This is a genomic window from Gordonia sp. NPDC003424 (genome assembly GCF_053588655.1).
On sequence record NZ_JBSFQJ010000013.1, the window covers coordinates 132,659 to 158,766 of the forward strand.

28 protein-coding genes and 1 pseudogene are annotated in these 26,108 nt (G+C 67.3%); 14 read left to right on the forward strand and 15 right to left on the reverse strand.

What is annotated here, in order from left to right; translation table 11 throughout:
• Window positions 1–197: 197 nt before the first annotated feature.
• The 3 genes and pseudogenes from acs (at window position 198) to ACWDTI_RS18745 (ending at window position 3,992) form a co-directional block, all read left to right on the forward strand.
• Window positions 198–2,153: an acetate--CoA ligase gene (gene acs, locus ACWDTI_RS18735; protein WP_449739607.1), complete on the forward strand. Its 1,956-nt coding sequence runs from the start codon at window positions 198–200 to the stop codon at window positions 2,151–2,153.
• A gap of 243 nt (window positions 2,154–2,396) precedes the next feature.
• A pseudogene (locus ACWDTI_RS18740) lies at window positions 2,397–2,903 on the forward strand (phage holin family protein); the annotation flags it as partial.
• Window positions 2,904–3,053: 150 nt separating this feature from the next.
• Window positions 3,054–3,992 (forward strand): alpha/beta fold hydrolase, encoded by a 939-nt coding sequence (locus ACWDTI_RS18745; RefSeq protein WP_449739608.1) that lies wholly within the window; start codon window positions 3,054–3,056, stop codon window positions 3,990–3,992.
• Window positions 3,993–4,002: 10 nt separating this feature from the next.
• Here the strand turns inward: ACWDTI_RS18745 and ACWDTI_RS18750 are convergent, their stop codons facing one another.
• The 4 genes from ACWDTI_RS18750 to nth are packed head-to-tail and all read right to left on the reverse strand — an operon-like array spanning window position 4,003 to window position 7,587.
• Window positions 4,003–5,202, reverse strand: a complete 1,200-nt coding sequence (locus ACWDTI_RS18750; protein WP_449739609.1) for a MarP family serine protease — start codon at window positions 5,200–5,202, stop codon at window positions 4,003–4,005.
• Window positions 5,199–6,044, reverse strand: a complete 846-nt coding sequence (locus ACWDTI_RS18755; RefSeq protein WP_449739610.1) for an NUDIX hydrolase — start codon at window positions 6,042–6,044, stop codon at window positions 5,199–5,201. Before ACWDTI_RS18755 ends, ACWDTI_RS18750 begins: the two co-directional genes overlap by 4 nt.
• The gene (locus ACWDTI_RS18760; protein ID WP_449739611.1) at window positions 6,041–6,793 is read right to left on the reverse strand and encodes a TlpA family protein disulfide reductase; all 753 of its coding nucleotides are present in this window, start codon (window positions 6,791–6,793) and stop codon (window positions 6,041–6,043) included. The genes ACWDTI_RS18755 and ACWDTI_RS18760 overlap by 4 nt, the downstream gene beginning before the upstream one ends.
• A complete protein-coding gene (nth, locus tag ACWDTI_RS18765) occupies window positions 6,790–7,587 on the reverse strand; it encodes an endonuclease III (protein WP_449739643.1) in 798 nt (265 codons plus the stop codon). Before nth ends, ACWDTI_RS18760 begins: the two co-directional genes overlap by 4 nt.
• A 139-nt stretch (window positions 7,588–7,726) precedes the next feature.
• Between nth and ACWDTI_RS18770 the strand changes: the two genes are divergently transcribed.
• Together ACWDTI_RS18770 and ACWDTI_RS18775 are read left to right on the forward strand one after the other, a co-directional pair.
• Window positions 7,727–7,996: a hypothetical protein gene (locus ACWDTI_RS18770; protein WP_449739612.1), complete on the forward strand. Its 270-nt coding sequence runs from the start codon at window positions 7,727–7,729 to the stop codon at window positions 7,994–7,996.
• A 188-nt stretch (window positions 7,997–8,184) separates the two neighbouring features.
• Window positions 8,185–8,859: a Crp/Fnr family transcriptional regulator gene (locus tag ACWDTI_RS18775; protein WP_449739613.1), complete on the forward strand. Its 675-nt coding sequence runs from the start codon at window positions 8,185–8,187 to the stop codon at window positions 8,857–8,859.
• A 30-nt stretch (window positions 8,860–8,889) separates the two neighbouring features.
• Here ACWDTI_RS18775 and ACWDTI_RS18780 read toward each other — a convergent pair whose 3' ends face one another.
• The 6 genes from ACWDTI_RS18780 to ACWDTI_RS18805 form a co-directional block, all read right to left on the reverse strand.
• Complete coding sequence (locus ACWDTI_RS18780) at window positions 8,890–9,726, reverse strand: MBL fold metallo-hydrolase (protein ID WP_449739614.1); 837 nt, start codon at window positions 9,724–9,726, stop codon at window positions 8,890–8,892.
• A 72-nt stretch (window positions 9,727–9,798) separates the two neighbouring features.
• Window positions 9,799–10,923 carry an SPFH domain-containing protein gene (locus ACWDTI_RS18785; protein ID WP_449739615.1) on the reverse strand — a complete coding sequence of 375 codons (1,125 nt, stop codon included), beginning with the start codon at window positions 10,921–10,923 and terminating at the stop codon, window positions 9,799–9,801.
• Between the two features lie 155 nt (window positions 10,924–11,078).
• Entirely contained in the window at window positions 11,079–11,282 is a 204-nt protein-coding gene (locus ACWDTI_RS18790) for a hypothetical protein (RefSeq protein WP_449739616.1), read from the reverse strand.
• Between the two features lie 75 nt (window positions 11,283–11,357).
• On the reverse strand, window positions 11,358–12,116 hold the full coding sequence (locus ACWDTI_RS18795) for a TSUP family transporter (protein WP_449739617.1): 759 nt from the start codon (window positions 12,114–12,116) through the stop codon (window positions 11,358–11,360).
• A gap of 7 nt (window positions 12,117–12,123) precedes the next feature.
• Window positions 12,124–12,597, reverse strand: a complete 474-nt coding sequence (locus tag ACWDTI_RS18800) for a RidA family protein (protein WP_449739618.1) — start codon at window positions 12,595–12,597, stop codon at window positions 12,124–12,126.
• 6 nt (window positions 12,598–12,603) lie between these two features.
• Window positions 12,604–12,768, reverse strand: coding sequence for a DUF4177 domain-containing protein (locus ACWDTI_RS18805; protein ID WP_006338906.1), 165 nt, complete (start codon window positions 12,766–12,768; stop codon window positions 12,604–12,606).
• A gap of 43 nt (window positions 12,769–12,811) precedes the next feature.
• Here ACWDTI_RS18805 and ACWDTI_RS18810 point away from each other — a divergent pair, with 43 nt between their 5' ends.
• Together ACWDTI_RS18810 and ACWDTI_RS18815 are read left to right on the forward strand one after the other, a co-directional pair.
• Window positions 12,812–13,840 carry an ArsA family ATPase gene (locus tag ACWDTI_RS18810; protein WP_449739619.1) on the forward strand — a complete coding sequence of 343 codons (1,029 nt, stop codon included), beginning with the start codon at window positions 12,812–12,814 and terminating at the stop codon, window positions 13,838–13,840.
• Between the two features lie 3 nt (window positions 13,841–13,843).
• Window positions 13,844–14,938, forward strand: a complete 1,095-nt coding sequence (locus ACWDTI_RS18815) for an ArsA family ATPase (RefSeq protein WP_449739620.1) — start codon at window positions 13,844–13,846, stop codon at window positions 14,936–14,938.
• A gap of 79 nt (window positions 14,939–15,017) precedes the next feature.
• On the opposite strand, the gene ACWDTI_RS18820 is transcribed toward ACWDTI_RS18815, so the two are convergent.
• Window positions 15,018–15,332, reverse strand: a complete 315-nt coding sequence (locus ACWDTI_RS18820) for a WhiB family transcriptional regulator (protein ID WP_449739644.1) — start codon at window positions 15,330–15,332, stop codon at window positions 15,018–15,020.
• Window positions 15,333–15,658: 326 nt separating this feature from the next.
• Here ACWDTI_RS18820 and ACWDTI_RS18825 point away from each other — a divergent pair, with 326 nt between their 5' ends.
• The 4 genes from ACWDTI_RS18825 (at window position 15,659) to ACWDTI_RS18840 (ending at window position 20,499) form a co-directional block, all read left to right on the forward strand.
• A complete protein-coding gene (locus tag ACWDTI_RS18825) occupies window positions 15,659–18,115 on the forward strand; it encodes a penicillin-binding protein (RefSeq protein ID WP_449739645.1) in 2,457 nt (818 codons plus the stop codon).
• Between the two features lie 115 nt (window positions 18,116–18,230).
• Window positions 18,231–19,196 (forward strand): metallophosphoesterase, encoded by a 966-nt coding sequence (locus ACWDTI_RS18830; RefSeq protein WP_449739646.1) that lies wholly within the window; start codon window positions 18,231–18,233, stop codon window positions 19,194–19,196.
• Window positions 19,197–19,199: 3 nt separating this feature from the next.
• Window positions 19,200–19,895, forward strand: coding sequence for a haloacid dehalogenase type II (locus ACWDTI_RS18835; protein ID WP_449739621.1), 696 nt, complete (start codon window positions 19,200–19,202; stop codon window positions 19,893–19,895).
• Window positions 19,896–20,097: 202 nt separating this feature from the next.
• Window positions 20,098–20,499 (forward strand): DUF7144 family membrane protein, encoded by a 402-nt coding sequence (locus ACWDTI_RS18840; RefSeq protein ID WP_449739622.1) that lies wholly within the window; start codon window positions 20,098–20,100, stop codon window positions 20,497–20,499.
• Between the two features lie 96 nt (window positions 20,500–20,595).
• Here ACWDTI_RS18840 and ACWDTI_RS18845 read toward each other — a convergent pair whose 3' ends face one another.
• Both ACWDTI_RS18845 and ACWDTI_RS18850 read right to left on the reverse strand, forming a co-directional pair.
• Complete coding sequence (locus ACWDTI_RS18845; protein WP_449739623.1) at window positions 20,596–21,378, reverse strand: crotonase/enoyl-CoA hydratase family protein; 783 nt, start codon at window positions 21,376–21,378, stop codon at window positions 20,596–20,598.
• Window positions 21,379–21,406: 28 nt separating this feature from the next.
• Window positions 21,407–22,381 carry an AraC family transcriptional regulator gene (locus ACWDTI_RS18850; protein WP_449739624.1) on the reverse strand — a complete coding sequence of 325 codons (975 nt, stop codon included), beginning with the start codon at window positions 22,379–22,381 and terminating at the stop codon, window positions 21,407–21,409.
• A gap of 136 nt (window positions 22,382–22,517) precedes the next feature.
• Here ACWDTI_RS18850 and ACWDTI_RS18855 point away from each other — a divergent pair, with 136 nt between their 5' ends.
• The gene (locus tag ACWDTI_RS18855) at window positions 22,518–23,729 is read left to right on the forward strand and encodes a cytochrome P450 (protein WP_449739625.1); all 1,212 of its coding nucleotides are present in this window, start codon (window positions 22,518–22,520) and stop codon (window positions 23,727–23,729) included.
• 4 nt (window positions 23,730–23,733) lie between these two features.
• Window positions 23,734–24,765: a 2Fe-2S iron-sulfur cluster-binding protein gene (locus ACWDTI_RS18860; RefSeq protein ID WP_449739626.1), complete on the forward strand. Its 1,032-nt coding sequence runs from the start codon at window positions 23,734–23,736 to the stop codon at window positions 24,763–24,765.
• Window positions 24,766–25,163: 398 nt separating this feature from the next.
• On the opposite strand, the gene ACWDTI_RS18865 is transcribed toward ACWDTI_RS18860, so the two are convergent.
• Together ACWDTI_RS18865 and ACWDTI_RS18870 are read right to left on the reverse strand one after the other, a co-directional pair.
• A complete protein-coding gene (locus tag ACWDTI_RS18865) occupies window positions 25,164–25,331 on the reverse strand; it encodes a hypothetical protein (protein ID WP_449739627.1) in 168 nt (55 codons plus the stop codon).
• A gap of 36 nt (window positions 25,332–25,367) precedes the next feature.
• Window positions 25,368–25,757 carry a GAF domain-containing protein gene (locus ACWDTI_RS18870; protein WP_449739628.1) on the reverse strand — a complete coding sequence of 130 codons (390 nt, stop codon included), beginning with the start codon at window positions 25,755–25,757 and terminating at the stop codon, window positions 25,368–25,370.
• Here ACWDTI_RS18870 and ACWDTI_RS18875 point away from each other — a divergent pair.
• Window positions 25,700–26,074: a transposase gene (locus ACWDTI_RS18875; RefSeq protein ID WP_449739629.1), complete on the forward strand. Its 375-nt coding sequence runs from the start codon at window positions 25,700–25,702 to the stop codon at window positions 26,072–26,074. The genes ACWDTI_RS18870 and ACWDTI_RS18875 overlap by 58 nt on opposite strands.
• Window positions 26,075–26,108: the final 34 nt, after the last annotated feature.

Genomic DNA, 26,108 nt, shown 5'->3' on the forward strand with positions numbered 1-26,108 from the left:
GATAGACACCACCACCGACACCACTCGTCGCGCGCTGCCGACCACTCACCGCGCATACGCGGTCGATGGCCGGACAGGTACCTGCAACGGGGTTCCAACGTGACTACCCTCACAATGAGAACCCGGCATCAATGCTCGTCACTGCCGTCTGTCCATCGAACGCGAAAGGCCCCACGCCAACGATGTCTCCGTCACCGATGTCTCCCGCCACCACGTCGTCCGCAGCCGAGGGTTATCCGCCGTCGAAGGAGTTCGCCGATCAGGCCAACGCCGGCGCGGAACTCTACGATCGGGCGGACGCGGACCGTCTCGAGTTCTGGGCCGAGCAGGCCCGCCGCCTGGATTGGGCGACCGATTTCGACCAGGTCCTCGACTGGTCGGACGCCCCGTTCGCCAAGTGGTTCGTCGGGGGCAAGATCAATGTCGCCTACAACTGCGTCGACCGCCACGTCGCGGCCGGCAAGGGTGACCGGGTGGCCATCCACTGGGTCGGCGAACCGGGCGACTCCCGCGACATCACCTACGCCCAACTCAAGGACGAGGTGTCCAAGGCTGCGAACTACTTCTCCGCGATCGGCCTGACCGCGGGCGACCGCGTCGCCATCTACATGCCGATGGTGCCCGAGGCCCTGATCTCGATGCTCGCCTGCGCGCGGCTCGGCCTCACGCATTCCGTCGTCTTCGCCGGCTTCTCGGCCGGGGCCCTGCGCTCCCGCGTCGACGACGCCTCGGCCAAACTCGTCATCACCACCGACGGGCAGTACCGCCGCGGCAAGCCCGCCCCGCTCAAGACCGCCGTCGACGAAGCCCTGGGCACCGGCGACGACGCCGCGGAATCGGTGGAGAAGGTGCTGGTGGTGCGCCGCACCAACCACGACCCGAATCTGCCGTGGGTCGACGGACGTGACGTCTGGTGGGATGACACCGTCGGCGAACAGTCCCCGAACCACGAACCCGAGGCGTTCGACTCCGAGCACCCGCTGTTCCTGCTCTACACGTCGGGCACGACCGGCAAGCCGAAGGGCATCGTGCATTCCTCGGGCGGCTACCTGACCCAGGCCAGCTACACGTTCCACTACGTCTTCGACCACAAGGAAGGCCGCGACGTCTTCTGGTGCGGCGCCGACATCGGCTGGGTGACCGGCCACTCGTACCTCGTCTACGGACCGCTGTCGAACGGCGCCACCGAGGTCGTCTACGAGGGCACCCCCAATTCGCCTAACGAGCACCGGCATTTCGAGGTCATCGAGAAGTACGGCGTCACCATCTACTACATCGCCCCCACCCTGATCCGCACCTTCATGAAGTGGGGCCGCGAGATCCCCGACGCTCACGATCTGTCCTCGCTGCGGCTGCTCGGCAGCGTCGGTGAGCCGATCAACCCCGAGGCCTGGAAGTGGTACCGGGAGGTCATCGGCGGTAACAAGGCTCCGATCGTGGACACCTGGTGGCAGACCGAGACCGGCGCCATCATGATCTCCCCGTTGCCGGGCGTCACCGCCACCAAACCCGGCTCCGCGATGGCACCGCTGCCCGGCATCTCCGCCAACATCGTCGACGACAACGGCAAACCGGTCGGCGCCGGTGAACAGGGCTACCTGGTGCTCGATCAGCCGTGGCCGGCGATGCTGCGCGGCATCTGGGGCGACGACGAGCGTTTCAGGGAGACCTACTGGTCCCGGTTCGCCGAGCAGGGCTGGTACTTCGCCGGTGACGGCGCCCGCTACGACGACGACCACGCCCTCTGGGTGCTCGGCCGTGTCGACGATGTGATGAACGTGTCGGGGCACCGCATCTCCACCGCCGAGGTGGAATCGGCGCTCGTCGGACACTCCGGGGTCGCCGAAGCCGCCGTCATCGGCGCCATCGACGAGACCACCGGACAGGGCATCGTCGCGTTCGTCATCCTGCGTGAAGGCATCGAGAACACGGGCGACACGCTCATCGCCGAGTTGCGCGAACAGGTCTCCATCGAGATCTCGCCGATCGCCAAGCCCCGCGAGATCAACGTCGTGCCCGAGTTGCCCAAGACCCGCTCGGGCAAGATCATGCGCCGCCTCCTCAAGGATGTCGCCGAGGGCCGCGATCTCGGTGACACCTCCACCCTGGTCGATCCGTCGGTCTTCGAGGCGATCCGGCAGCGCAAGGCCTAACCGTATAGACAGAGGCTCGCCAAAGACTGGAAGCCTCACCACCCAACCCACGCCACGAAGGTCGAGTGGGCGCTGTTTTCCGTCGAGTGGGCGCCGCCATCACGCGGACGTACCCAGTCATCGAAAGTCGGCGCCCACTCGACGGAAAACAGCGCCCACTCGACCCGATTCGACTCACCCGCTATCCGCCAGATGGCACGCGGCATGGCAACATGACTCGAGACACCGCGATCGGAGGATGCTGTGAGCCGAAACGAGCCCGGCCTGCCCACACGAGGCACCGGATCGGTCCCGTCGATTCCGTTGTCGGATCCGAATCTCGGCCGCGACGGTGAACCGACCATCGGGAACCTGGTCAAGGACGCCACGGCGAGCGTGTCCACGCTCTTCCGGTCCGAGGTCGCGCTGGCCAAGGCCGAACTCGTCGTCGAGGCGAAGAAGGCCGGTGCCGGCACCGGCCTCCTGATCGCCGCCGGTGTGATGGCGCTGTACTCCAGCTTCTTCTTTTTCTTCTTCCTCGCGGAGCTGCTGGACAACTGGATGCCCCGTTGGCTGGCGTTCCTCATCGTCTTCCTGCTGCTCGTGCTCATCACGGTCGTGATGGCGCTCGTCGGTTACCTGTTGTTCCGCAAGGTCCGGGGACCGAAGAAGACGATCGAGAGCGTCAAGGAAGTACAGACGGTGCTCCCCGGCAAGCACCCCTCGACCGTGCCGGCCTACACCCGGACCGGAGTCCCGGCCCCACCTGCACCGGCCACGAAGGCCGACACCTCCTCGGCTCCCCCGGCGGCGAGTACCCGGACCGACTCGCCCGACACGGCAGCCGAGACCGTCGCGGCGCCCACCACCACCGAGCACCCGGAGATTCCACACGCCCACGACCCCGAGCGGGGGTGAGCGTTGGCGGGGCCGCCCGATCCGTCGAGCGTCCGGATACCCGGTGATTGGCGTCATTTCGATGTCCGTGCCAACGGGCTGCGATTTCATGCGGTAGAGGCCGACCGCGGGTGGCTCGGCGACCGTCCGCTCGTGCTGCTGCTGCACGGTTTCGGCGAGTTCTGGTGGAGCTGGCGGCATCAGATCGGTGCGCTCAGCGACGCCGGCGTCCGCGCGGTGGCGGTGGATCTGCGAGGGTACGGCGACAGCGACAAACCGCCACGGGGCTACGACGGCTGGACGCTGGCCGGCGACACGAACGGCCTGATCCGTGCGCTCGGGCATACCGACGCGACCCTCGTCGGGCATGCCGACGGGGGTCTGGTCTGCTGGGCCACCGCCACCCTGCACCCGCGGGTGGTGAACCGGATCGCGGTCATCGCGTCTCCGCATCCGCGCGCCCTGCGGCGCGAGGTGCTCCGCAACGGCGGGCAACGGTCCGCCTTTCTCGGCGGATTCCTGCGCAATCAGCTGCCGCGGACGGGTGAACGCCACCTGACCCGCGGCGACGGCGCCTTCGTAGAGCAGTACTTCCGCGAACGGGCGTCGACGACGTGGCAGGGTACCGACGACTTCGCCGAAGCCGTCCGGCGCAACCGGTCGGCGATCCAGATCCCGTATGTCGCCCACTGCAGCCTGGAATACCAGCGGTGGGCGTTCCGCTCCCAGTTCCGGCCCGACGGAATGCGGTTCATGGATCTGATGAACAAGCGTCTGCACATCCCGGTGCTCGCGTTACGCGGCCACGACGACCCGTACATCCTCGATCACCTGATGGCGGCGAGTGATCATTGGGCCGATCACATGACCTATCAGCAGGTCGAGGGCGCGGGGCACTTCGTGCACGAAGAGCGGCCGCAACAGGTCACCAAGCAACTCGTCGAACTGGTGACCGCCGGCTGAGACCGGCGCGTCACGCGTGCACGCAGGACTCGGTACTCACCCGCGCCGACCGGCGTTCGGAGTCGACGAAGTTGGTCTGCACCTGCTTGGCGGTCAGCACGAATCCCGTCTCGTCGGCGGTGTCCTCGGCGGCACCGAACACCACCCCGAGGACCTCACCGTCGGAATCGACCATCGGACCACCCGAGTTACCCTGCCGGATCACGCCGCGGACCGTGTACACCTGGCGCAGGATCTGGCCGGTCCGGTAGATGTCCGGGCCGGACAGGTTGATCACCTCGCGCACCCGCACGGGACTGATGTTGAACGGTCCCGCCTCCGGATAGCCGAGCACCAGGGCGTCGTCGCCGGTGCGTGCCGGTTTGTCGGCGAATCTCAGTGCGGGAGCGGTCAACCCGGGGACGTCGAGGACGGCGATGTCATTGGTGGCGTCGAACAGCACCACCCGGGCGGGCAGCTGTTGCCCGGCCGGTGACGTCACGACGAGACGCCGGGTGCCGGCGACCACATGTGCGTTCGTCATCACCCGCTCGGGCGAGACGACGAATCCGCTGCCCTCCAACGCCTGCCGGCAGCTCGGCGCGGTGCCCTCGATCTTCATCACGCTGGGCTCCACCTGCCGCACCACCGGAAGCTGCGCCAGCGCGGCATCCGGTGGGCCGACGTTGGTCACCGGGGTCCGGCTGAACGGGCCGATCACGTCCGGCAGGCCCGAATTGTCCAGCAGCGCACTGAAATCGCTCGGCAGATCGCGCAGCCACTGGGGCGCCACCGAATCCACCCCGGAGAGCACCTTGGAGTCGCGCACCGACGTCGCGAGTTGCGTCTCGGAGGAACTGCTCAGCGGGATCGCGAGCAACCAGGCGGCGGCCAGGACCGCGCACACCTGCAGCACCGAACCGATGGCGCTGTCGACGCGGCGCACTCCCCGCGATCGGATTCCGCCACGCGCCGCGCGGCCGAGGACCATCCCCGAGACCTCGCCGACGACGATCAACCCGATCAGCAGCACGACGCCGACCAGCAGACGGGTGGTTCGGTCGTCGACATGTGAAATGACATGCGGGGCAAGGAGAATTCCGGCGACAGCACCGAGAATCACCCCGAGGAAGGCGAGCGCGGAGGCGACCGCGCCCTGCCGGTACCCGCTCACCGCGGCGAACAGCGCGACACCGAGCACGATCAGGTCGACCCACCCGGATCCGCTCACCGGGCGGCCTCCCCCGAGGTCGGGTCGTCGGCCCGCGGGCGCATCGAGGGCGGCAGGACCGCCGACATCCCGATGTGCTGGCGGCTGCCGGACGCCTTGATCGCCTCGTCGAGTTCTCGCACGTCGTCGTGGTCCCAGGGGACGTCCCATCCCGACGCCTCGGTGATCGCCGCGATCAGGCCTCCGGTGAAACCCCACACGAACAGGCCGTCGACCTGGAAGGCGGGGCCGCGGTAGGCGCCGACGCCGAGCACCGAGCGCTGCACCTGGAAGCGGTTCTCCGGCGCGAGCAGGCTCCGCAGGTTGACCCGCGCCACCCGCGCGGTCTCCGCGGTGTCGACCACGCGGACCGGGCCGGGACGAGACCAGTGCGCCAGCACCGGGCTGACGTCGAAACCGGACACCGGCACCGGGAACGACGGCAGATTCGCGAGCACGTCGACCCCGTCGGCGATCAGTCCGGTCTCCTCGGCGGCCTCACGCAACGCGGTACCCACGGGGTAGTCGTCGTCGGGATCCATCGCGCCGCCGGGGAACGCGACCTGCCCACTGTGCTGCCGCAGCGTCGGAGCCCGCTCGGTGAGCAGGATCTCGGCGTCGGCCGGGAGCCCACCGGGATGATCGTGGGCCGCCTCCCAGCTGCCGGCGATCAGGACCAGCACTGCCGCCTCGCGCTTGTTCCGCCCGATCAGCGACGCCCACCGCGTCCGGTCCCCACCCCGGTTGAGCACCGAGTCGGTGACCGCCGCGACATTGCCGGTGAGCTGCCGCATCCACGGCGGGATCTGCTCGCTCGGCACCAGCGGCCCGACGTGCGGGGAGAAGTCGTCGTCCGGGTTCATGTCCGCACCCCCAGATACTCGTCGACGGCCGCGGCGATCTCGTCGGGATTCTCGAACACCTGCGGCAGCACCTTGGCCACGGTGCCGTCGGGCCGGACCAGGATGGTCGACGGGAACACGCGCGGGGCCGCCAGCGCGGTGGCCACCTGACCGCGGGTGTCGAGGACCGTGGCGAGCCGCACGTTGTTCTCGATGAGGAACTGCAGCGCGAGATACGGATTCTGCGCACCCTCCTGGGCGTGCACGGCCAGCACGGTCACCCGATCGCCGGCACGCCGCGCAAAGTCGGCCACCACCGGGAGTTCCCGCCGGCACGGCAGGCACCAGACGGCCCACATATTGACCACCAGGGGTTTTCCGGCGGTCCCGGCGCCCACATCGTAGGTGCTGCCGTCTGCCAGACAGGACGCCCGAACGCCGGCAAGGGCGGCGTCGCGCCCGATCGCCAGGCCGGTCGTCGGGCAGGCGGGCAGCGCGGCTTCGCGACGTGCGGCGGCTAACTGTGCGTCGGAGACCTGGGCGTCCATCGAGTTCGGCCCCGACGGGGCAGCCGCGGTGACCGCGCTGTCGGGGACGTCGTCGCCCGAACCGCGCGGCCAGATGGCCACGATCAGCGCGATCATCACCACGACGAACACCAGCGTCCACCGCAATGCCGACGGGAAGCGGCTGCGTCGCCGGGCGTTCGGGGGGACACCGGGATCGGTGTTCGCCGGATTCTCGCCGGCGCTGGTCGGGGTGTGGTTCACGTCGCCGGCAGTCCCGCCAGGTCCAACAGGTGCGCGGTCTCCGGGCCCTTCACCAGCTTCGCGGCCTCTTCCTTGTCCATCGGACCCGTCCCGACCGACGGGCAGTCCTTGGCCAGGATGCAGACGCCGCACGCCGGTTTGCGGGCGTGGCAGACGCGCCGTCCGTGGAAGATCACCCGGTGGGACAGATCGGTCCACTCCTTGCGCTCGATGAGTTCGCCGACCGCGTGCTCCACCTTGACCGGATCGGTCTCCTCGGTCCATTCCCAGCGCCGGACGAGCCGGCCGAAATGGGTGTCGACGGTGATCCCGGGGATGCCGAATGCGTTGCCGAGGACGACGTTGGCCGTCTTACGGCCGAATCCCGGCAGCGTGACCAGGTCTTTCAGCCGGTTGGGGACCTCGCCGTCGTAGCGTTCCACCAATGCCTGGCCGAGTCCGATGATCGAGTTCGCCTTGTTCCGGTAGAAGCCGGTCGACCGGATCATCTCCTCGAGTTCGGTTCGGTTGGCCTCGGCGTAGGACTTCGCGGTCGGGTAGGCGGCGAACAGGGCCGGCGTCACCTGGTTCACGCGCACATCGGTGCACTGCGCCGACAGGATCGTCGCGACCGACAGTTCGAGCGGCGTGGTGAAGTCCAGTTCGCAGTAGACATGCGGGAAGGCGATCATCAGCTCGCGATTCATCCGGCGAGCACGGCGCACGAGACCGAGGTGGGTCTCCGGCTTGCGTGGACGCCGAACCGACGACGGTGCCGGTGCGTCGGTGGACTTGCGTGCGCTCACCTGATTCAGGTTAGCGATGGAATGCTGCACACCCACCTCGCGCACCCCCGGACCAGCCCTCGGGGTGATCTAACGCATAGGTAACAAGTCAGTGAAGGGACCCGTTCTGGCTAGGTGTGCCGAAGCCCGATTGTGTTTACTGTTCCCCATGCAAGGTCTCGCCGCGCTTCTGTTCCCGGCTGTCCTGATGCTTTTCGCACTGGCGATGGAGAAGGTTCAGGCCCGGATCGACCGCCACACCGTTTCTCGCGATCACGTCGAGGAGTTCCTCGAATCGGCCGACGCACATCAAGTGGACACGCTGGTCAAGGAGGGTTTCCCGGCGGCACTCGACGAGTTCCGCAGCCGCCGCACGCGCAGTGCCACGACAGTTGCAGCGCCGGAAGCGGTGCTCGACACCCCACAACGGGCCAGTTGAGGGCGGGCGCCCCCGGCGCCGCACCCGACTCGCGCAATGAACGGCCAGTGACCCATCCAACACTTATGCTGGGGGCGAGGGTAGCGTTGCACAGGGCAACACGGCACCCCAGCCACCACCTCTGAGCACGCCAAATCGGAGGTCGGCAGTTGTTCCGGGAGTGCGTATTGGACAAGAAAGGTTCCTAGGTGGAGGAAGTACTGGCGCGGGCGGGCATATTCCAGGGTGTCGAGCCCTCGGCGGTCGCGGCGCTGACCAAACAACTTCAACCGGCCGATTTCCCGCGCGGACACGTGATCTTCCACGAGGGTGAGCCCGGTGACCGGCTCTACATCATCCTGTCCGGCAAGGTGAAGGTCGGCCGTCGCTCTCCCGACGGTCGCGAGAATCTGCTGACGATCATGGGTCCGTCGGACATGTTCGGTGAACTGTCGATCTTCGACCCCGGACCCCGCACGTCGTCGGCGACGACGGTGACCGAGGTGCGTGCGGTCTCGATGGACCGGGACGCGCTGCGCGCGTGGATCAAGGATCGCCCGGAGATCGCCGAGCAGTTGCTGCGGGTGCTCGCCCGTCGTCTGCGTCGCACCAACAACAACCTGGCCGACCTGATCTTCACCGACGTGCCCGGTCGTGTGGCCAAGCAGCTGCTGCAGCTCGCGCAGCGCTTCGGCACCCAGGAGGGCGGCGCGCTGCGCGTCACCCACGACCTCACCCAGGAAGAGATCGCGCAGCTCGTCGGCGCGTCCCGCGAGACGGTGAACAAGGCGCTGGCCGACTTCGCCCAGCGCGGCTGGCTGCGCCTCGAGGGCAAGAGCGTGCTGATCGCCGACTCCGAGCGACTGGCCCGCCGCGCACGCTGAGCGTCAGGCTGCCGAGGGGTCTCGATACGCTCAGCTGTTGTGCCGCAGGTACTCCAGCTGGGCCTTCACCGACATCCGCGCGGCCGGCCACAGCTTCTTGTCGACGTCGGAGTAGACACGTTTGACCACCTTCATCGGCTTCGCTTCGTGCGGGGTGGCACCCATGTCGGCGAGCGCGGCGCGGATCTGATCGATGCGTTCCTCCCGGTGAGCCTTGTAGAAGCGGGCCACCGGGATGAGCGCGGGATGATCGGGGCCGTGGGCCGGCAGCATCGCGCAGTCGTCCCCTTCGACGATGAGCCGGTTCAGCGAGTTCATGTAATCGTTCAGGCTGCCGTCGGACGGATCGAGCACGGTGGTGCCCCGGCCGAGGATGGTGTCGCCGGTGATCATCGCCCGCTGACCGTTGCAGTCGACCAGGAAGCTGACCGAGTCGCCGGTATGGCCCGGCGTGAACAGCACGGTGATGCGTAGCCCGGCGACGTCGATGATCTCGCGATCGTGCAGGGGACGCGCCCGATGCGTGAACTTGCCCGCGCGGGCCCGGACCGGCGCGCCGGTCCGCTTGTGGAGACGTTTGATGCCGCCGGTGTGATCGAAGTGTCGATGCGTGACCAGGATCAGCGAGATGTCGTTGTCGTCGGCGAGTTTTGCGATGTGCTTCTTGTGCTTGGGCGGACCGGGATCGACGATGACGCAATCCGGACTGTCGGGGGCACGCAGAATCCAGGTGTTGGTGCCGTCGAGTTCCATCACCCCGGGGTTGTTGCACAGCAGCACCGAGGCGAACGGCGTGACCTCACGCACGACTCCGTACGCGGGATGGGTGGGCGGGGCGGCCTGGTGCTCACCTGCGTTGTCGCTCATGGCATCCGACACTACCCACCACCCCGCACAGCGTCGTGGTACCGGGGCCGGTCACCCGCGGTCGACCGCCGGCTACGCCGATCGGCCGATGTCGTCGCCGATCTCCTCGACGACCTTCGGAGAGAACTCGCTCTGCAGACTCTTGAGCAACGCGGCGCCCTGGGTCACCACACCGGTCATCACCTCGTTCACTCCTTCGGCACCGTTGAACACGGTCAGGTTCGACGACCCGAGCCCCTTCGCGATCTCGCCCACCAGCGCGGGCAGCTGTTCGATGATCTGCTGATCGAGCGCGATGCGGTTGTTCTTGGCCGCGGCGGCAGACCGGATCTCGACGGCCTGCGCGTCGGCCTCGGCGATGATCTGGGTGCGGCGGGCCTCGGCCTCCGCCGGCTTGATGACCTCGTACATCAACTGCTGTTCGCGCAGTTCGGCCTGCGCCTGAGCCAGGACCGACTGCTCGCGGATGATCTCCTGGTTCACACGCGCCTCTGCGAGCGGGCCCGCCTGGGCCGCCTCGGCGTTCGCCTTGTCGGTCTCGGCCCTGATCTGGGCGCGTCTGATCGCCGTCTCACGCTCGTAGCCGGCCTGGTTGCGCAGCGACTCCTGCTGCGCCATGGCCGATTCCTGATCCGCGCGGGCCCGCTCGACCGCGGCCTCCCGCTGCACCTTGGCGATGTTCGGTGCGGCGAGTGCGCTGATGTAGCCCGACTTCATGTCGTCGATGGACTGGATCTGGAAGGAGTCGACGACCAGACCGATCGATCCCATCTCACGCTTGGAGGCCTCGAGCACCTGCCGGGCCAGCGTGTCGCGTTCCCGGATGATCTCCTCCACCGTCATCGAACCGACGATCGAGCGCAGGTGGCCGGAGAAGACCTGCCCCGTCAGCTGATTCATCTCGGCCTCCTGCTCGGAGATGAACCGCTGTCCGGCGTTCACGATGGAAGCCGTGTCGCCGCCGACCTTGTGGGCGATCACCGCGCGCACGTCGAGCTGGATGCCCTGGGTGGTCACACAGACCTCACGGATCGACGCCTCGTGCATCGCCATCGAGAGGTAGCGCACCTTCCGGAACACCGGCATGACCCATCTGCCGTGCCCGACGACGACCTCGAACGGCGCTCCGCTTTCGCCGGGCTTCTTGCCCGAGATCAGCATCGCCTCGTCGGGTTCTGGAACGTGGTATCCGAGCATGTGCCGCCTCCTCACAGGTTGAGTCGCACGCTCCGGTCGTGGATGCGACCCCAGGTCACGCGATTGCGCCACATGCTATCGGGTTGGTCTGACGTGCCATTCGGACGCATCATTCGGATGTTCGACGGTTCCTGCGGCCGTCGACACGGGACGGTTCACCATGTCATCGCGGTCCAGCGCTCCACTTCGACGACGCGGCCCGGTCGAACACCGACGACGAGGACCGTCTCGTCCACGCCGATCGGCTCGGCGGCCGCGGCCAGGTAACGCTCGCTGCCGCCCGACAGACTTAACTCGACCTCACCGAGGGAGCCCCGGCCACCGATGGGGAGGGTGACCACGCCCGTCGTCCCGATCACGCCGACCCCTCTCACAGTTCCCGATGATGCTCAGGTCACACGGTAGGCCGTGTGCCGCACCGCAGTCATCACCCGTCAGTCGACCAGCAAGCCGTAGCCCAGCTTCGCCACCATCACGACGACCACCGCGAGCAACACCCACCGTACGAATGCACTGCCCCGCCCCAGCGCCATGTGCGCTCCCAGTTGGGCGCCCGCAACATTGGCCACCGCCAGTCCGATCCCCAAGAGCCACAGGACGTTTCCCTGCCACGCGAACACCGCCAGGGCGCCCAGATTGGTGCCGGTGTTGATCACCTTCGCCATCGCCGAGCTCTCCAGGAACCCGGTGCCCACCAAGGCGGTCAGCGTGATGATGAGGAAGGTGCCGGTGCCCGGACCCATCACCCCGTCGTAGAACGCGATGACCACCCCGGCGATCACCAAGCCGAGGATCACCGACCATCGGGGCCGGGAAACCGCTGCACCCGAACCGAATCCGGGATTGAGCGCGACGAACACCCCGACCGCCACCAGCAGACACAACACGATCGGCGTGAACACCGCGGCGGGCAGGCGGCTGGCCACATAGGCGCCGAGGCCCGAGAACACCAGTGCCGCAAGGAATACCGGCAGCAGTCGGCGCGCGTCGAGGGGGATCCGACGGGCGTAGGCCACCGCGGCCGACGACGTCCCGAACACCGCGGCGAGCTTGTTGGTGCCCAGCGCCGCGGCCGGCGCGAGACCCGGGTAGGCGATCAGCAGCGCCGGGATCAGGACGAGCCCACCCCCGCCGACCACCGCGTCGACCCACCCCGCCGAAGCGGCAGCAGCGATGAGCAGCGCGACATCCACCGTCGGGTCAGGCGACCTCGACGATCAGCTCTACCTCGACCGGCGCGCCCAACGGCAGTTCGGCGACACCGACCGCGGACCGCGCGTGCACTCCGGCGTCACCGAAGATCTCCCCGAGCAGGTCCGACGCCCCGTTGATCACCGCCGGCTGGCCGGTGAAGCCGTGTGCCGACGCGACGAAACCGACCACCTTGACGATGCGCACGATCGAGTCGATACCGACCAGCGAGTCGACGGCGGCAATCGCGTTGAGCGCGCACTGCCGGGCCGCGGCCGTCGCCGCCTCGGGCTTGACGACTCCTTCGGCGCCCTCGTGGACCTTGCCGGTCACCTCGAGCTTGCCGTTGACGATGGGCAACTGACCCGCGGTGTAGACGAGGTTGCCGGTCCGCACGGCCGGGACGTAGCTGGCCACCGGCGTGACCACCGGGGGAAGGGTGATTCCGAGGTCGGCGAGTCGCCCGGACCACGTCGTTGACATGCGGATCTATCCCTTCGGTCGCTTCAGGTAGGCGACGTGTTGTTCACCGGTCGGCCCGGGCAGCACGCTCACCAGTTCCCAACCGTCGGCACCCCATTGATCGAGAATCTGCTTGGTCGCATGCGTCAGCAACGGCACCGTCACGTACTCCCACGCGGTCACTTCAGTCATGGACCCACCCTAGCCGGTCGCCCTGAGTCGATATGGTGTTGCCGTGGGGACTGATACGCCGACGGCCGACGAGATCGCGCACGTCAACGAATGGCCGGAGACGGCAGCTGCGGCACGACTGCATTTCGTGTCCGGCAAAGGGGGAACCGGCAAGACCACGATCGCCGCCGCGTTGGCGCTCGCGCTGGCCGCGGACGGCAAGAAGGTCCTGCTCGTCGAGTGTGAGGGCCGACAGGGCATCGCCCAGCTCTTCGACATTCCGCCGCTGCCGCCGACCGACACCAAGATCGCGACGGCATCCGGCGGCGGTGAGGTGTCGGCGCTGGCCATCGACATCGAGCACGCGCTGCTCGAATACCTGGACATGTTCTACAACCTGGGCTTCGCGGGCCGCGCGATGAAGCGCATCGGTGCGATCGACTTCGTCACCACCGTCGCCCCGGGTCTGCGTGACGTCCTGATCACCGGAAAGATCAAGGAACGCATCATCCACACCGACAAACAGGGCCACCGGGTCTACGACGCGGTCGTCGTCGACGCCCCACCCACAGGGCGGATCGGCAGCTTCCTGGACGTCACCAAGGCCATGGCCGACCTGGCCAAGAGCGGACCCATCCGCAACCAGAGCGACGGTGTGGTCAGGTTGCTGCACTCGTCGGAGACGGTCGTGCATCTGGTCACCCTGCTCGAGGCGATGCCGATCCAGGAGACGGTCGAGGCCGTCGACGAACTGCACTCGAAGAACCTGACGATCGGCACCCTCATCATCAATCGGGTCAGCCCGACGCATCTGCCCGCCGGCAGCATCGACGACATCGCCGAGGGGAAGATCGACGCGCCGCGCATCCTCGAACACCTGACCGCCGCCGGGCTCGACGTCTCCGAGCAGGATCTGGCCGGCCTGCTCACCGAGACGATCGAGCACGCGACGCGACTGCAGGCGCAACAGGTCGCGAAGGCGCAGCTCGACGACGTCGAACTGCCGACCCTGGAACTGCCCGCGCTCGGCGACGGCATCGACCTCGGGTCGATCTACGAGCTGGCCACCCTCTTGCAGAAGGCAGGTGCCTGAGTCATGGCGCGAGATCTCAAGATGGGATCCATCCTCACCGACCCGGCAACCCGCGTGGTGATCTGTTGCGGCGCCGGTGGTGTCGGCAAGACCACCACCGCGGCCGCGATGGCGCTGTACGCCGCCGAGCAGGGCCGGACCGTCGCGGTGCTCACCATCGACCCGGCGAAGCGCCTCGCGCAGTCGCTCGGGATGAACGAGCTGACGAACGATCCGCAGCCGGTGCAGACCGAAGGCGCCGGAACGCTGGACGCGATGATGCTGGACATGCGACGCACGTTCGACGAGATGGTCGTCGAGCATTCGACGCCGGAACGCGCCGCCGCGATCATGGACAACTCCTTCTACCAGACGATGGCGTCGTCGTTCTCCGGCACGCAGGAGTACATGGCGATGGAGAAGCTCGGCAAGCTGCTCGAGCAGAACCGGTGGGATCTGATCATCGTCGACACCCCGCCGTCGCGAAACGCGCTCGATTTCCTCGACGCACCGCAGCGGCTCGGCTCATTCCTGTCGGGCCGCCTGATGAAGGTGCTCGTCGGCGGCGGACGCGGAGTCGGCCGGATGGTCACCGGCGCGGTCAGCCTGGCCATGCGCGGCGTCTCGACGATCATCGGCGGTGACATGCTGCGCGACGTCGCGGCCTTCGTGCAGTCCCTCGACTCGATGTTCGGCGGCTTCCAGGAACGGGCGCTCAAGACGTACGAACTGCTCAAGCAGCCGGGCACGCAGTTCGCCGTCGTCGCCGCGGCCGAGCCGGACGCACTGCGCGAGGCGGCGTTCTTCGTCGACCGGCTCTCCGAGGAGTCGATGCCGCTGGCCGGCCTGATCCTCAACCGCACGCATCCGAACCTCACGTCGATCTCCGAGTCGTCGGCGCTGGCCGCCCTCGAACACGTCGACGACGAACTGACCAGCGGCGTGCTGCAGGTCCACGCCGAGCGGGCGACCACCGGCAAGCGGGAACTCCATCTGCTGCAACGGTTCACCGCGGCCCACCCGGCGGTCCCGATCGTGGGCGTACCGTCGCTGCCGTTCGAGGTGGCCGACATGGTCGCCCTGCAGGCGGTGGCCGAGCAGATCACCAGCCGCGGCTAGCGCCGACCCGGAACACGCCGAACGGCCGAGCCCATCGGGCTTCGGCCGTTCGTCGGATGTTCTGTTCGGTGAGGGGAGATCACATGGCGTCGGCACGATGCCGACGCCGCTGGGCGTCGAAAAACTGTGCCCACGAGGTGACCTCGGGATGCTGCCGGAGCAGGGCACGCCGCTGACGCTCGGTCATGCCGCCCCACACCCCGAACTCCACACGGTTGTCCAGGGCATCGGCACCACACTCGAGCTGCACGGGGCAATGCCGGCAGATCGTCGCGGCCTTACGTTGCGCCGCCCCTCGAACGAACAGGTCGTCGGGATTTCCTCCCCGGCATCGAGCTTGTGACACCCACATCAACCGAGCATCATCTCCGGTGGAAACTGCCGCCATCGCCATCCGCCGACCCCTGTCTGTCGTTGTCATCGTCGGTCGTTCTGCATTACTGCAAGGCCCCGACAACCTGTGACCGATGAATGCGATCCGCTGCGCCACCCGACTCGAAATCGACTCCGGATTGTTAAGTGAGTCACATTCTGCACTCAATCTAAGGATCTGTGCATATTGGCGCAACCCCTGAACGGAAGAAAATGGCACCATCGTGCAAAGCGCGCATGTCGCCGCAGGTCAATCCGGTTGTTGCCGGATCGAGACAACGCAACTGCGATGCAACGGCCACGCCGGGCGGCCGACGCCGAAACCACACGTATCCTGTGCACGTGCCGATCTCGAAGAAACTGTGGCCGCTGGCCGGAGCGTGCGTGCTCGCCGGCGTCCTGGTCGCAGGATTGCTGTATCCGGTGGCCAGCGGCGTGGGCGTGATGTCCAACCGCGCCGCGTCCGCCGTCGAAAACGTCTCGTCGGAGCTGCTGAACGGAACCCTGCCGGAGGTCACGACGATGACCGACGCGTCGGGTAAGCCGATCGCGCTGCTTTACGACCAGTACCGCTATCAGGTCGGCTACAACGACATCTCGCCCGACATGATCCGGGCGATCATCTCCATCGAGGACCGACGTTTCCTCGAGCACGACGGCGTGGACTGGAAGGGCACCATCCGTGCGGCCCTGAAGAACTCGTCGTCCGGCGAGGTGCAGCAGGGCGCATCGACGCTCGATCAGCAGTACATCAAGAACTATCAGCTCCTGGTCCTGGCACGGACCGAGGCCGATCGGCAGGCGGCCATCGAGACCACCCCCGCACGCAAGCTCCGCGAGGTGCGGATGGCGTTGACGATGGAGCAGTCGCTGGAGGACCAGGCCAAGCGGGACAAGGGTCTCGACGACGCGCAGGCCAAGCAGGAAGCCAAGAAACAGATCGTCACGCGCTACCTGAACGTGGTCCCGTTCGGCAACAACTCCTACGGTGTCGAAGCCGCCGCGCAGACCTATTTCGGCCGCCACGCCAAGGACCTCACCGTCGAGCAGGCCGCGTTGCTGGCCGGCATGGTCCAGTCGAGTTCCGCGCTGAATCCGTACACCAACCCCGAGGCCGCTCTCGCGCGCCGCAACACGGTGCTCGACACCATGATCGAGAACTTCCCGCGTCGCGCGGAGGAGTTGATCAGGGCCAAGTCGACGCCACTCGGCGTCGTCCCGAATCCGCGGACGCCCACCCAGGGCTGTATCGCCGCGCAGGGCAACGGCTTCTTCTGCGACTACGCGCTGCAGTTCCTCGCCGAGAACGGCATGTCCCGCGACTCGGTGCTGCGGGGCGGGTACATCATCCGCACCACCCTCGATCCCGACGTGCAGCGCTCGACGTTGCACGCGGTGCGGACCCAGGCCGATCCCGACGCCGACGGCGTCGCCGACGTGATGAGCGCGATCCGGCCGGGCAAGACCTCCCACGACATCCTGGCGATGGCGTCGAGCCGCGACTACGGCCTGAACCAGAAGGCCAATCAGACCGTTCAGCCGCAACCGTTCTCGATGGTCGGCGACGGCGCCGGATCGGTGTTCAAGATCTTCACCACCGCGGCGGCCATGGAGAAGGGCCTCGGCATCGCGTCGAACATCGAGGTGCCCGGTTTCGTCGCCGTGTACGGGATGGGCAACAGCGACGGCGCCAACGGGTGTCCGGTCAACGCCTACTGCGTCAAGAACGACGGCAAGTACCCGGGATCGATGTCGGTCACCCAGGCACTGGCCCAATCCCCGAACACGGCGTTCGTGAAACTGCTGCAGCAGGTCGGCGTGAAGCCGGCGGTCGACATGGCCGTGCGCCTGGGTCTGCGCTCCTACAACGCACCAGGGTCGTCGGGCTACGGCGACAAGAGCATGGCCCAGTACGTGAAGGACGGGAACTTCGGCTCGTTCACCCTCGGTCCGCTGCCGATCAACGGACTCGAACTGTCCAACGTCGCGGCGACGCTGGCGTCGGGCGGAACGTGGTGCCCGCCCAACCCGATCGCGTCGATCAGCCGGATCAAGCGCGACCAGTACGGCAACCCCGTGATGGGGCAGAACGGCCAGATCGCGCTGACCACGGTGCCGTTCAACGCACCCAAGTGCGAGCAGGTCGTCGAGGCCGGTCTGGCCAACTCTCTCGCCAACGGGCTCAGCCAGGACGACAAGGGCGGCGGCACGTCGGCCGGCGCGGCAGGCTCGCAGGGATGGACGCTGCCGGTGTCGGGCAAGACCGGCACCACCGAGTCGCACCGCTCGTCGGCGTTCGTCGGGTTCACCAACAACATCGCGGGCGCGGCCTACGTCTACAACGACGGCCCGAATCCCACCGGTATCTGCAGCAGTCCGCTGCGACAGTGCTACGACGGCGACCTGTACGGCGGTATGGAACCCGCCCGGACCTGGTACCAGGCGGTCAAGCCGGTGGCCACCAAGTTCGGTCCGGTGCAACTTCCGCCGACCGATCCGCGCTACATGTCCGGAAATGACCGCGGGCGGATCCCGAATGTCAGCGGGCTGCCCGCGAGCGCCGCCACCTCCCGGCTGCAGGCCGCCGGTTTCAAGGTCAACCAGCTCGAGGTGAACAGCAGCCGCCCGCAGGGCACCGTCGTGTTCACCGCGCCGTCGGATGCCGCGATGCCGGGCAGCGTCGTGACGATCTACGTCAGCAACGGGCGACGCAACGACAGCAGCGGCGACGACAGTCCGGGACCCACCCAGACCACCGTGCAGGTGCCCGGCGTCGGGCCGGTGGTGATCCAGCTGCCCGGCTGACCGATCGGGCGTGACGATGCCGCCGCCGATCGCGGGTGGAAAGCATCAGCGGTCGGCGGCGGCGTCTGCGTATCCTGGTTGGATGACTCGCCTCGACAGCTCCGTTCGCCGGGTGATGCCCAGCGGTCTGACCTCCGCGACCGCCGTGCGGTCGATCGCCGGCCTCGCCGGGATGGCGGCCGCGGGTCTGTTCTATTCGACGGTGATCGAACGCAACGCTTTCACGTTGCGGCACAGCACCCTCGCGGTCCTCGAACCCGGTTCGACGCCACTGCGGGTGCTCCACATCAGTGACCTGCACATGACCCCCGCTCAGCACCTGAAGCAGGCGTGGGTGTCCGAACTCGAGTCCCTCGAGCCGGACCTGGTGATCAACACCGGCGACAACCTCGCACACCCGCAGGCCGTGCCGGCGGTGGTCCAGTCCCTCGGCGGGCTGCTCTCCCGTCCGGGGTTGTTCGTGTTCGGGTCCAACGACTACTTCGGCCCACGGCTGAAGAACCCCCTCCAGTACTTCAAGTCCGATCACACCCGGACGTTCGGCGAGCCGCTGCCGTGGCAGGATCTGCGCGCCGCGTTCACCGAACGCGGCTGGCTCGACGCCACGCACACCGTGCGGGAACTCGAGGTGGGTGGGGTGCGGGTGGTCGCCGCCGGAGTCGACGATCCGCACATCGAACGCGACCGCTACGACACCGTCGCCGGACGGCCCAACCCGCTCGCCCACCTGCGCCTCGGCCTCACCCACTCCCCCGAACCGCGGGTCCTCGACCGGTTCGCCGCCGACGGATACGACCTCGTGCTCGCCGGGCATACCCACGGCGGACAGCTGTGCCTGCCGTTCTTCGGGGCGCTGGTGACCAACTGCGAGATCGACCGATCACGCGTCAAGGGTGTTTCCAGCTGGGGTTCGACGATGAAACTGCACGTCAGCGCCGGTCTGGGGACATCGCCGTTCGCCCCGGCCCGATTCTGCTGCCGCCCGGAGGCGACGCTGCTCACGCTCACGCCGGTGTCCCACGGCGACGCCGATTTCGACGAGGAGCACTCACTGCCACAGCTGGCGAACGAGCTGGGCTGACGCGTGGGGACGGGCGTCGAGGTCCTCGCCTTCGACACCTTCGGTACGGTCACCGACTGGTTCACCGGCATCACGGGCGCGGTCCGCACCGAGGTCCCCGGCGTCGACGCCGCGACGTTCGCCCGCGCGTGGCGTGCTCGCTACGGTCCGATTCTGGCCCGCGTCGAAGCCGGCGAGCTGCCCTGGCGTCGACTCGACGACCTGCAGACCGAGACGCTGCACGACACCGCCGACCAGTTCGGCGTCACCATCGACGACGACCACGCGCGACGGCTCGTCCACGCGTGGCGCACGATTCCCGGCTGGCCCGACGCGGCACCCGGGATACGGAGGCTCCGAAGCAGATTCATCGTCTGCGCACTCAGCAATGGCACCGTGGCGCTGCTGACCGACATGGCCAAGCACAACGGGTTCGACTGGGACGTGATCGGCGGCTCGGACCTGTGGCGCCACTACAAGCCGGCTCGCGAAACGTATTGCGGGCTGGCCGAGTTGCTCGAGCGGCGGCCCGATCAGGTGATGATGGTGGCCACGCATCAGGGTGATCTCGACGCCGCACGCGGATTCGGTCTGCGGAGCGCATTCGTCGAACGGCCGATGGAGTGGGGCGGGGCGCCGAAGGACGACACCGGCTCACCCCACAACGACGTCCACGCGACGGATCTCCTCCACCTGGCCGACCAGCTCGGCGTCGCCTGACCTGCGCCTGATTCCCTGAGAGTTCTTCCGCCTGTTCCTGGTTCGTCGGCCCCGTGCAGGGGGCGGACGAACCCAGGAACACACGGACGAACTCGGCATTGCGCACAATCATCCTTTCCGGACGAGGCGATGCGTGACGTCGGGGCACGACAATTGCGTCAGGTGGCCTTTACGGCCGCCCCTCACGAAAGGGCACACGATCATGAGTACGTACCGCGACGAACACCCCGTGAAGGAGGGGATCGCCGGTGGCGCAACGTTGGGGGCCGCAGCGCTGCTCCTCGTCGCCGGAATCGTCGGACTCCTGCAAGGCATCTCGGCTGTGGCCAACGACGACCTGTTCGTCGCCGGTCCGCAGTACATCTACAAACTCGACCTGACGAGCTGGGGCTGGATCCACATCTTGCTCGGTGTCATCGCCATCGTGGTCGCGTTCGGCATGTTCGCCGCCGCGACCTGGGCCCGGGTCGCCGCGATCCTGATCGCATCGCTGTCGATCATCGCGAACTTCCTGTGGCTGCCGTACTACCCGTGGTGGTCGGTCCTGCTGATCGCCCTTGACATCCTGATCATCTGGGCGGTCGCAACCTGGCGCACCGCCTGACCTGACACCGGAAGCGATCGGCGGCATGACCTTCGGGGGCATGCCGCCGATTGTCATGGCGGCCTGTTGTCGGCCCGGATGGTCAGGCGCCGACGGTCATGGCGCCGACTGATGATCATCCGCGCCGTGCCGTCCCGCGCCGCGCGCGAATCGTGTTGCGCCCTCAACCGTATCGACCTCCAGCGAGGCCAGCCCGTGGCGGAGTTCGTTGGCCATCGCCGCAGATTCGTCGAGTCCTGCCTGCTCGAGGACCGACATCCGGTCGTTGCGCAGGCAGGCCTGCGGCAGCGCGGCGAGTTCGTGCGCGAGCGCGATGGCCGCATCGAGCGAGGTGCCCGACGGCACAACGCGATTCGCCAGCCCGATGCGAAGCGCCTCGTCGGCGTCGACGGCCCGCCCGGTGAGGATCAGATCCAGGGCACGCCCCTCCCCGATCAGTCGCGGCAACCGCACGGTGCCGCCGTCGATCAGCGGCACACCCCACCGCCGGCAGTACACCCCGAACACGGCGTCGTCGTCGGCCACCCGCAGATCCGCCCAGAGCGCCAGCTCCAGTCCACCGGCCACCGCATGACCGGACACGGCCGCGATGACCGGTTTCGACAACCGCAGCCGCGTCGGACCCATCGGCCCGTCGCCGTCCTCCGCGACACGATTCGGATCGCCGGCCGATATCGCCTTCAGATCCGCTCCGGCGCAGAAGGTTCCGCCCTCGCCGTGCAGCACTGCCACCGAGGCGGAGGGATCGGCGTCGAACCGCCGGAAGGCATCGGCCAACGCGTCGGCGGTCGCCCGGTCGACCGCGTTGCGCACAGAGGGCCGATTGATGCCGACAATCCGTACCGCCCCGTCGGATCGCTCGATCACGCTGTCGGTCACCACCGACCTCCTTCGATTGACGAATTACTCAGCGACGCAACACGGCCGACGGTGTGACGCCGTATCGCCGCCGAAACGCGGCGGCGAACCTGCTCGGATTGCTGAACCCCCACCGCGCGGCCGCCGCCGCGACCGTCACGTCACCGTTTTCCAATTCCACACGCGCACGCTCGAGCCGGATGTCGGTCAGCGCGCGGGTCGGCGTCGTCTCCACGTACTCGGCGAACGCCTCCTGCAGGCGTCGGACGCTGGTCCCGCCGAGCGCCGCCATCTCGGCGAGCGTCCACAGCCGGCCGGGGTCGTCGTTGAGTGCATCGAGCACCCGCTTGACCATCCCGGGCCGCAGATGTCCGTCGACCTCGGCCTCGCCGGGCACCGCGGCCAGCAGGAAGGCGCTGGTCACCGCACTCGCCAGCTGCGGCCCGACCAGCGGATTCGCCAGCAGATCGACTGGCTCCCGCATCTGCGCGGACAACGCCTTGACCAGCCCGAACCACGACGCCCCGTGGTCGGTGCCGACATCGATCTGATCCGGCAGCGACAGCCGCCGGCGGATGGGCGCCAGATGAATCCGGTCGGCTTCCCGCTCGAGTTGTTCGGCGTCGAACTTCACGCCGATCACCTGACAGTCGGCGGTCCAGTTGGTGATCAGCGACGGATGATCGGCGCGGAAGATCGTACCGAGACCCGGGGTGGAGACCACCTCGTCGTCGTCCGATCGTGAATGCAGGCGCCCGGTGAGCGGGATGTTCACCTCGTAGGCGCCGGGATACTCGCACGCGATGGACACCGACGCGCCCCAGCTCATCCGGCCGATCGTGACACCACCGAGTTCGACCGTGCGCAGCTGGAGATCGATGTGTTCGCGTCCGTCGAGCGCGATGAGCTCATGCGGAAAGTAGACGTCGGCAACCGCCCGGTGCGCCGCCTCCCAGTCATGGGTGTCGACGACCTGCTGCGATGCGGGCTGCGTCGTTTTCATGATGTCTGTGTTGTACCGCATCTGCCGCACTCAAAGCGATACGCATCACATAGTTCTCGCGCGATCCGTATCGGCGGCGCGCGAATCGTATCGATCGGCGCGCGGCCAGGTCCTAGCGTGATCCGGCATCGACCCCCGAACCGATGAAGGAGTTGCCATGACCGCCACCGTCTCCTGGCGCGACGAGATCACCATGACCGAGCTCGAACGCAATCCGTACCCGATCTACGAGCGGCTGCGCACCGAATCGCCGCTGGCCTACGTCCCGGTCCTCGGCTCGTACGTGGCGAGCACCGCGGAGATCTGCCGTGAGATCGCCACCAGTCCCGATTTCGAGGCGATCATCACCAAGGCCGGTGGCCGCACCTTCGGCCACCCCGCGGTGATCGGTGTCAACGGACCCATCCACGAGGACCTGCGGTCGATGGTCGATCCGGCGCTGCAGCCGCAGGAGGTCGACCGCTGGATCGACGACCTCGTGCGCCCGATCGCCCGCCGTTATCTCGAGAGCTTCGAGGACGACGGCCACGCCGAACTCGTCGCGCAGTACTGCGAACCGGTCTCCGTGCGGGCGCTCGGCGACCTGTTGGGTCTGCACGACGTGAGCTCGGACAAGCTGCGCGACTGGTTCCACAAGTTGTCGCGGTCGTTCACCAATGCCGGCGTCGACGAGAACGGCGAGTTCACCAACCCCGGCGGCTTCGACGAGGGTGACGAGGCGAAGGCGGAGATCCGCGCGATCGTCGACCCGAAGATCGACCACTGGATCTCCCACCCCGACGACAGCGCGATCAGCCACTGGCTGCACGACGGTATGGCCGACGGCCAGACCCGCGACCGTGACTACATCTATCCCACGCTGTACGTGTACCTGCTCGGCGCGATGCAGGAACCGGGCCACGCCATGGCCTCCACTCTGGTTGGCCTGTTCACGCGGCCGGATCAGCTCGAACAGGTCGTCGACGAACCGGGATTGATCCCGCGGGCGATCTCCGAGGGCATGCGGTGGACGTCGCCGATCTGGTCGGCCACGGCCCGGGTGAGCACGAGTGACGTCGAGGTCGCCGGGGTGTCGCTGCCCGAGGGCTCGGTGGTGCTGCTGTCCTACGGATCGGCCAACCACGATCACGCGCTGTACGACGCGCCATCGGCCTACGACCTGTCGCGGCCGCCGCTTCCGCACCTCGCGTTCGGGGCGGGCAATCATGCCTGTGCGGGAATCTACTTCGCGAATCATGTCTGTCGCATCGGTCTGGAGGAGCTGTTCGAGTCCATCCCGAACCTGGAGCGGGACACCAGCGCCGGTGTCGAGTTCTGGGGCTGGGGATTCCGCGGACCGACGTCGCTGAACGTGACATGGGAGGTGTGAGGCGATGAATGGCTCGCACTCGGTGCAGGTGGTCGGCGCCACGACGCAGGGCGTGGAATGCCATGACGGGCAACGACTTCTCGATGCATTCCTGCGTAACGGGGTGTACCTGCCCAACTCCTGCAACCAGGGCACGTGCGGTACGTGCAAGGTGAAGGTGTTGAGCGGGATCGTCGATCAGCCCACGCCGTCGGAGACCGTGCTGTCCGGCGGCGACCAGCGCGAGGGCTATGTCCTGGCCTGCCAATCGACTCCGCGATCCGACGCGCGCATCGAGGTACCACTCGACACCGCATCCGGACCGCGACATCCGCTCCGCGACCTCGTCGGCACGGTCCGCGAGATCCGGACGGTCGCCGACGAGACGGTGGCGGTCCACGTCGAACTCGACGCCCCGCTGGAGTTCTCGGCAGGCCAGTACATCGAGTTCGCCGTACCGGGAACCGTTGAGACACGCCAGTATTCGATGGCCAACCCGCCGTCGAGCGGCGAGGTCCTGGAGTTCCATGTCCGTCGCGTCGCCGGCGGTCTGGCCACCGACAGCTGGATCTTCGGCTCCCTGGCGGCCGGGCACCCGATCGAGATGCGCGGTCCGTGGGGCGATTTCGTCCACGACCCCGACACCTCGGGCCCGATGATCCTGCTGGCCGGCGGTACGGGTCTGGCCCCGCTGAAATCGATTGCGCTCCAGGCATTGACGCTCGACCCGAGCCGGGAGATCCACCTGTACCACGGCGTCCGGCACCGCGTCGATCTGTACGACGTGGACTTCTGGGAGTCATTGTCGGACAGGTATTCCGGCGTTCACTACACGCCGTGTCTGAGCCGCGAGGACGGCCACGGCCGACGGGGTTACGTCGGCGACATCCTGACCGACGACTTCGACACGCTGCGCGGCTACTCCGCGTACCTGTGCGGGCCGCCGGCGATGGTCGACGCGGGCGTCAAGGCGTGCAAACGGCGGCGAATGGCCGGACGCAACATCCACCGTGAGAAGTACACCCCCGCGCCGGTCGCGGAGTCCGTGCCCGCCTGATCCCTCTACCGGCCCGCCTCGGCGATCGACGTCAGCACCGTCACCCGGCCGTCGACCGCGGGCGAGTCCTGCTCGCCGGGCATGAACTGGTCGAGTTTGGCCCAGATCGATGATGAACGCGGTGCTGTGCAGACCCGGAAACGAGGAGGCCCTGACCGCATCTCTGCGGGTCAGGGCCTCTTCTGCTATCTCAGCCTAGCGTCGGGGTGGCGGGATTCGAACCCACGACCTCTTCGTCCCGAATGCCATCACCTATAGGCGTTTGTGATCGTTAACGCTGTTGAACAAATCGATAAATTGCCAGGTCATGGTGTTGTCGCCGTTGTCGAGCAACTTCCCCGTGCCGAGATTACCGAGGACCGTCTGCGGACGGACCCACGCAAGCGATGATGCGCAGGCTAGTTTTCCTTATCGCGGTCAGCCTTGCTTGACACGAATCCGAAGCGTGGCCGACGAGTCTTCCGAACGAACTCTTCCGGATCGGTTTCGAGCAGTTCGACGACCGCGGGCTGCAAAGCATCCTCGACAGACCCTCGAACGGATTTGACGGTCTTGCGCTCGCTCATGGTTGCGTATCCCCTCTCGGTACCCGAACTCTACCGCTACTTCGTCCGTGGTTTGGTGTAAGCCTCGCACGCGTATGTGACACCAATCATCGCGGCGAAAACATTCATGAGCGGAACATCTCTGCGCTCGACCAATTGGCCTGTCCTCTCTGCGTCAACGGTCAGAACCCCCCAGATAGTTCCGTCAGCCGAGCCAACGGGAACGGTCGCAAACGTCTCATACCTGAGGGTTGACGCCTCCTCGGCGCCGAGTTCCTCCGTCGCATTAGCAATGAACCGTGAGTCGCCAGCGAGCGTAGCGATCGTAGTTTCGTCCTCGGGTGCGAACACACGCGTCGATTCTCCGTAACTGAGGTTGACCCCGTTTCGTGGACATCCTGATGGCCAGCTTTGCGCTGGCAGGAGAGGATGTAGTGGTGGGTGCACAGCGTAAGAGCTACAAGCCGGCTTATCGGCAGGAGGCAGCTCATCTGGTGATTGATACCGGGCGCACGATCGCCGAGGTGGCGCGTGAGATCGGTGTCGGGGAGCAGTTGTTGGGTAAGTGGGTCGCGATCGAACGGTCGCGGATGGCCGATCCGCCGCCGGCGGTCGATGCCGACGAACGCGCCGAGTTGGAGCGGCTGCGACGTGAGGTGGCCGAGTTGCGGATGGATCGGGAGTTCCTGAAAAAAGCGGCGGCTTATGTGGGTGATCGGTGTCAAGAGGATGTGTCGTCGAGCCGTTTGAGCAGGTTGTCGTAGACGTCGCGGCGGCCGGTTTGGCCTTTGGCGTCGG

Coding starts and splice junctions, on each gene's coding strand:
- ACWDTI_RS18785 (WP_449739615.1), bottom strand. CDS start 10,923: ATGCTCGGATACCACGTTCCAGAACCCGACGAGGCGATGCTGATCTCG.
- ACWDTI_RS18805 (WP_006338906.1), bottom strand. CDS start 12,768: ATGACTGAAGTGACCGCGTGGGAGTACGTGACGGTGCCGTTGCTGACG.
- ACWDTI_RS18820 (WP_449739644.1), bottom strand. CDS start 15,332: ATGGCGATGGCGGCAGTTTCCACCGGAGATGATGCTCGGTTGATGTGG.
- ACWDTI_RS18800 (WP_449739618.1), bottom strand. CDS start 12,597: ATGTCAACGACGTGGTCCGGGCGACTCGCCGACCTCGGAATCACCCTT.
- ACWDTI_RS18865 (WP_449739627.1), bottom strand. CDS start 25,331: ATGAGCGAGCGCAAGACCGTCAAATCCGTTCGAGGGTCTGTCGAGGAT.
- ACWDTI_RS18780 (WP_449739614.1), bottom strand. CDS start 9,726: ATGAGCGACAACGCAGGTGAGCACCAGGCCGCCCCGCCCACCCATCCC.
- ACWDTI_RS18830 (WP_449739646.1), top strand. CDS start 18,231: ATGCCCAGCGGTCTGACCTCCGCGACCGCCGTGCGGTCGATCGCCGGC.
- ACWDTI_RS18860 (WP_449739626.1), top strand. CDS start 23,734: ATGAATGGCTCGCACTCGGTGCAGGTGGTCGGCGCCACGACGCAGGGC.
- ACWDTI_RS18850 (WP_449739624.1), bottom strand. CDS start 22,381: ATGCGGTACAACACAGACATCATGAAAACGACGCAGCCCGCATCGCAG.
- ACWDTI_RS18770 (WP_449739612.1), top strand. CDS start 7,727: ATGCAAGGTCTCGCCGCGCTTCTGTTCCCGGCTGTCCTGATGCTTTTC.
- ACWDTI_RS18840 (WP_449739622.1), top strand. CDS start 20,098: ATGAGTACGTACCGCGACGAACACCCCGTGAAGGAGGGGATCGCCGGT.
- ACWDTI_RS18755 (WP_449739610.1), bottom strand. CDS start 6,044: ATGAACCCGGACGACGACTTCTCCCCGCACGTCGGGCCGCTGGTGCCG.
- ACWDTI_RS18855 (WP_449739625.1), top strand. CDS start 22,518: ATGACCGCCACCGTCTCCTGGCGCGACGAGATCACCATGACCGAGCTC.
- acs (WP_449739607.1), top strand. CDS start 198: ATGTCTCCCGCCACCACGTCGTCCGCAGCCGAGGGTTATCCGCCGTCG.
- ACWDTI_RS18815 (WP_449739620.1), top strand. CDS start 13,844: ATGGCGCGAGATCTCAAGATGGGATCCATCCTCACCGACCCGGCAACC.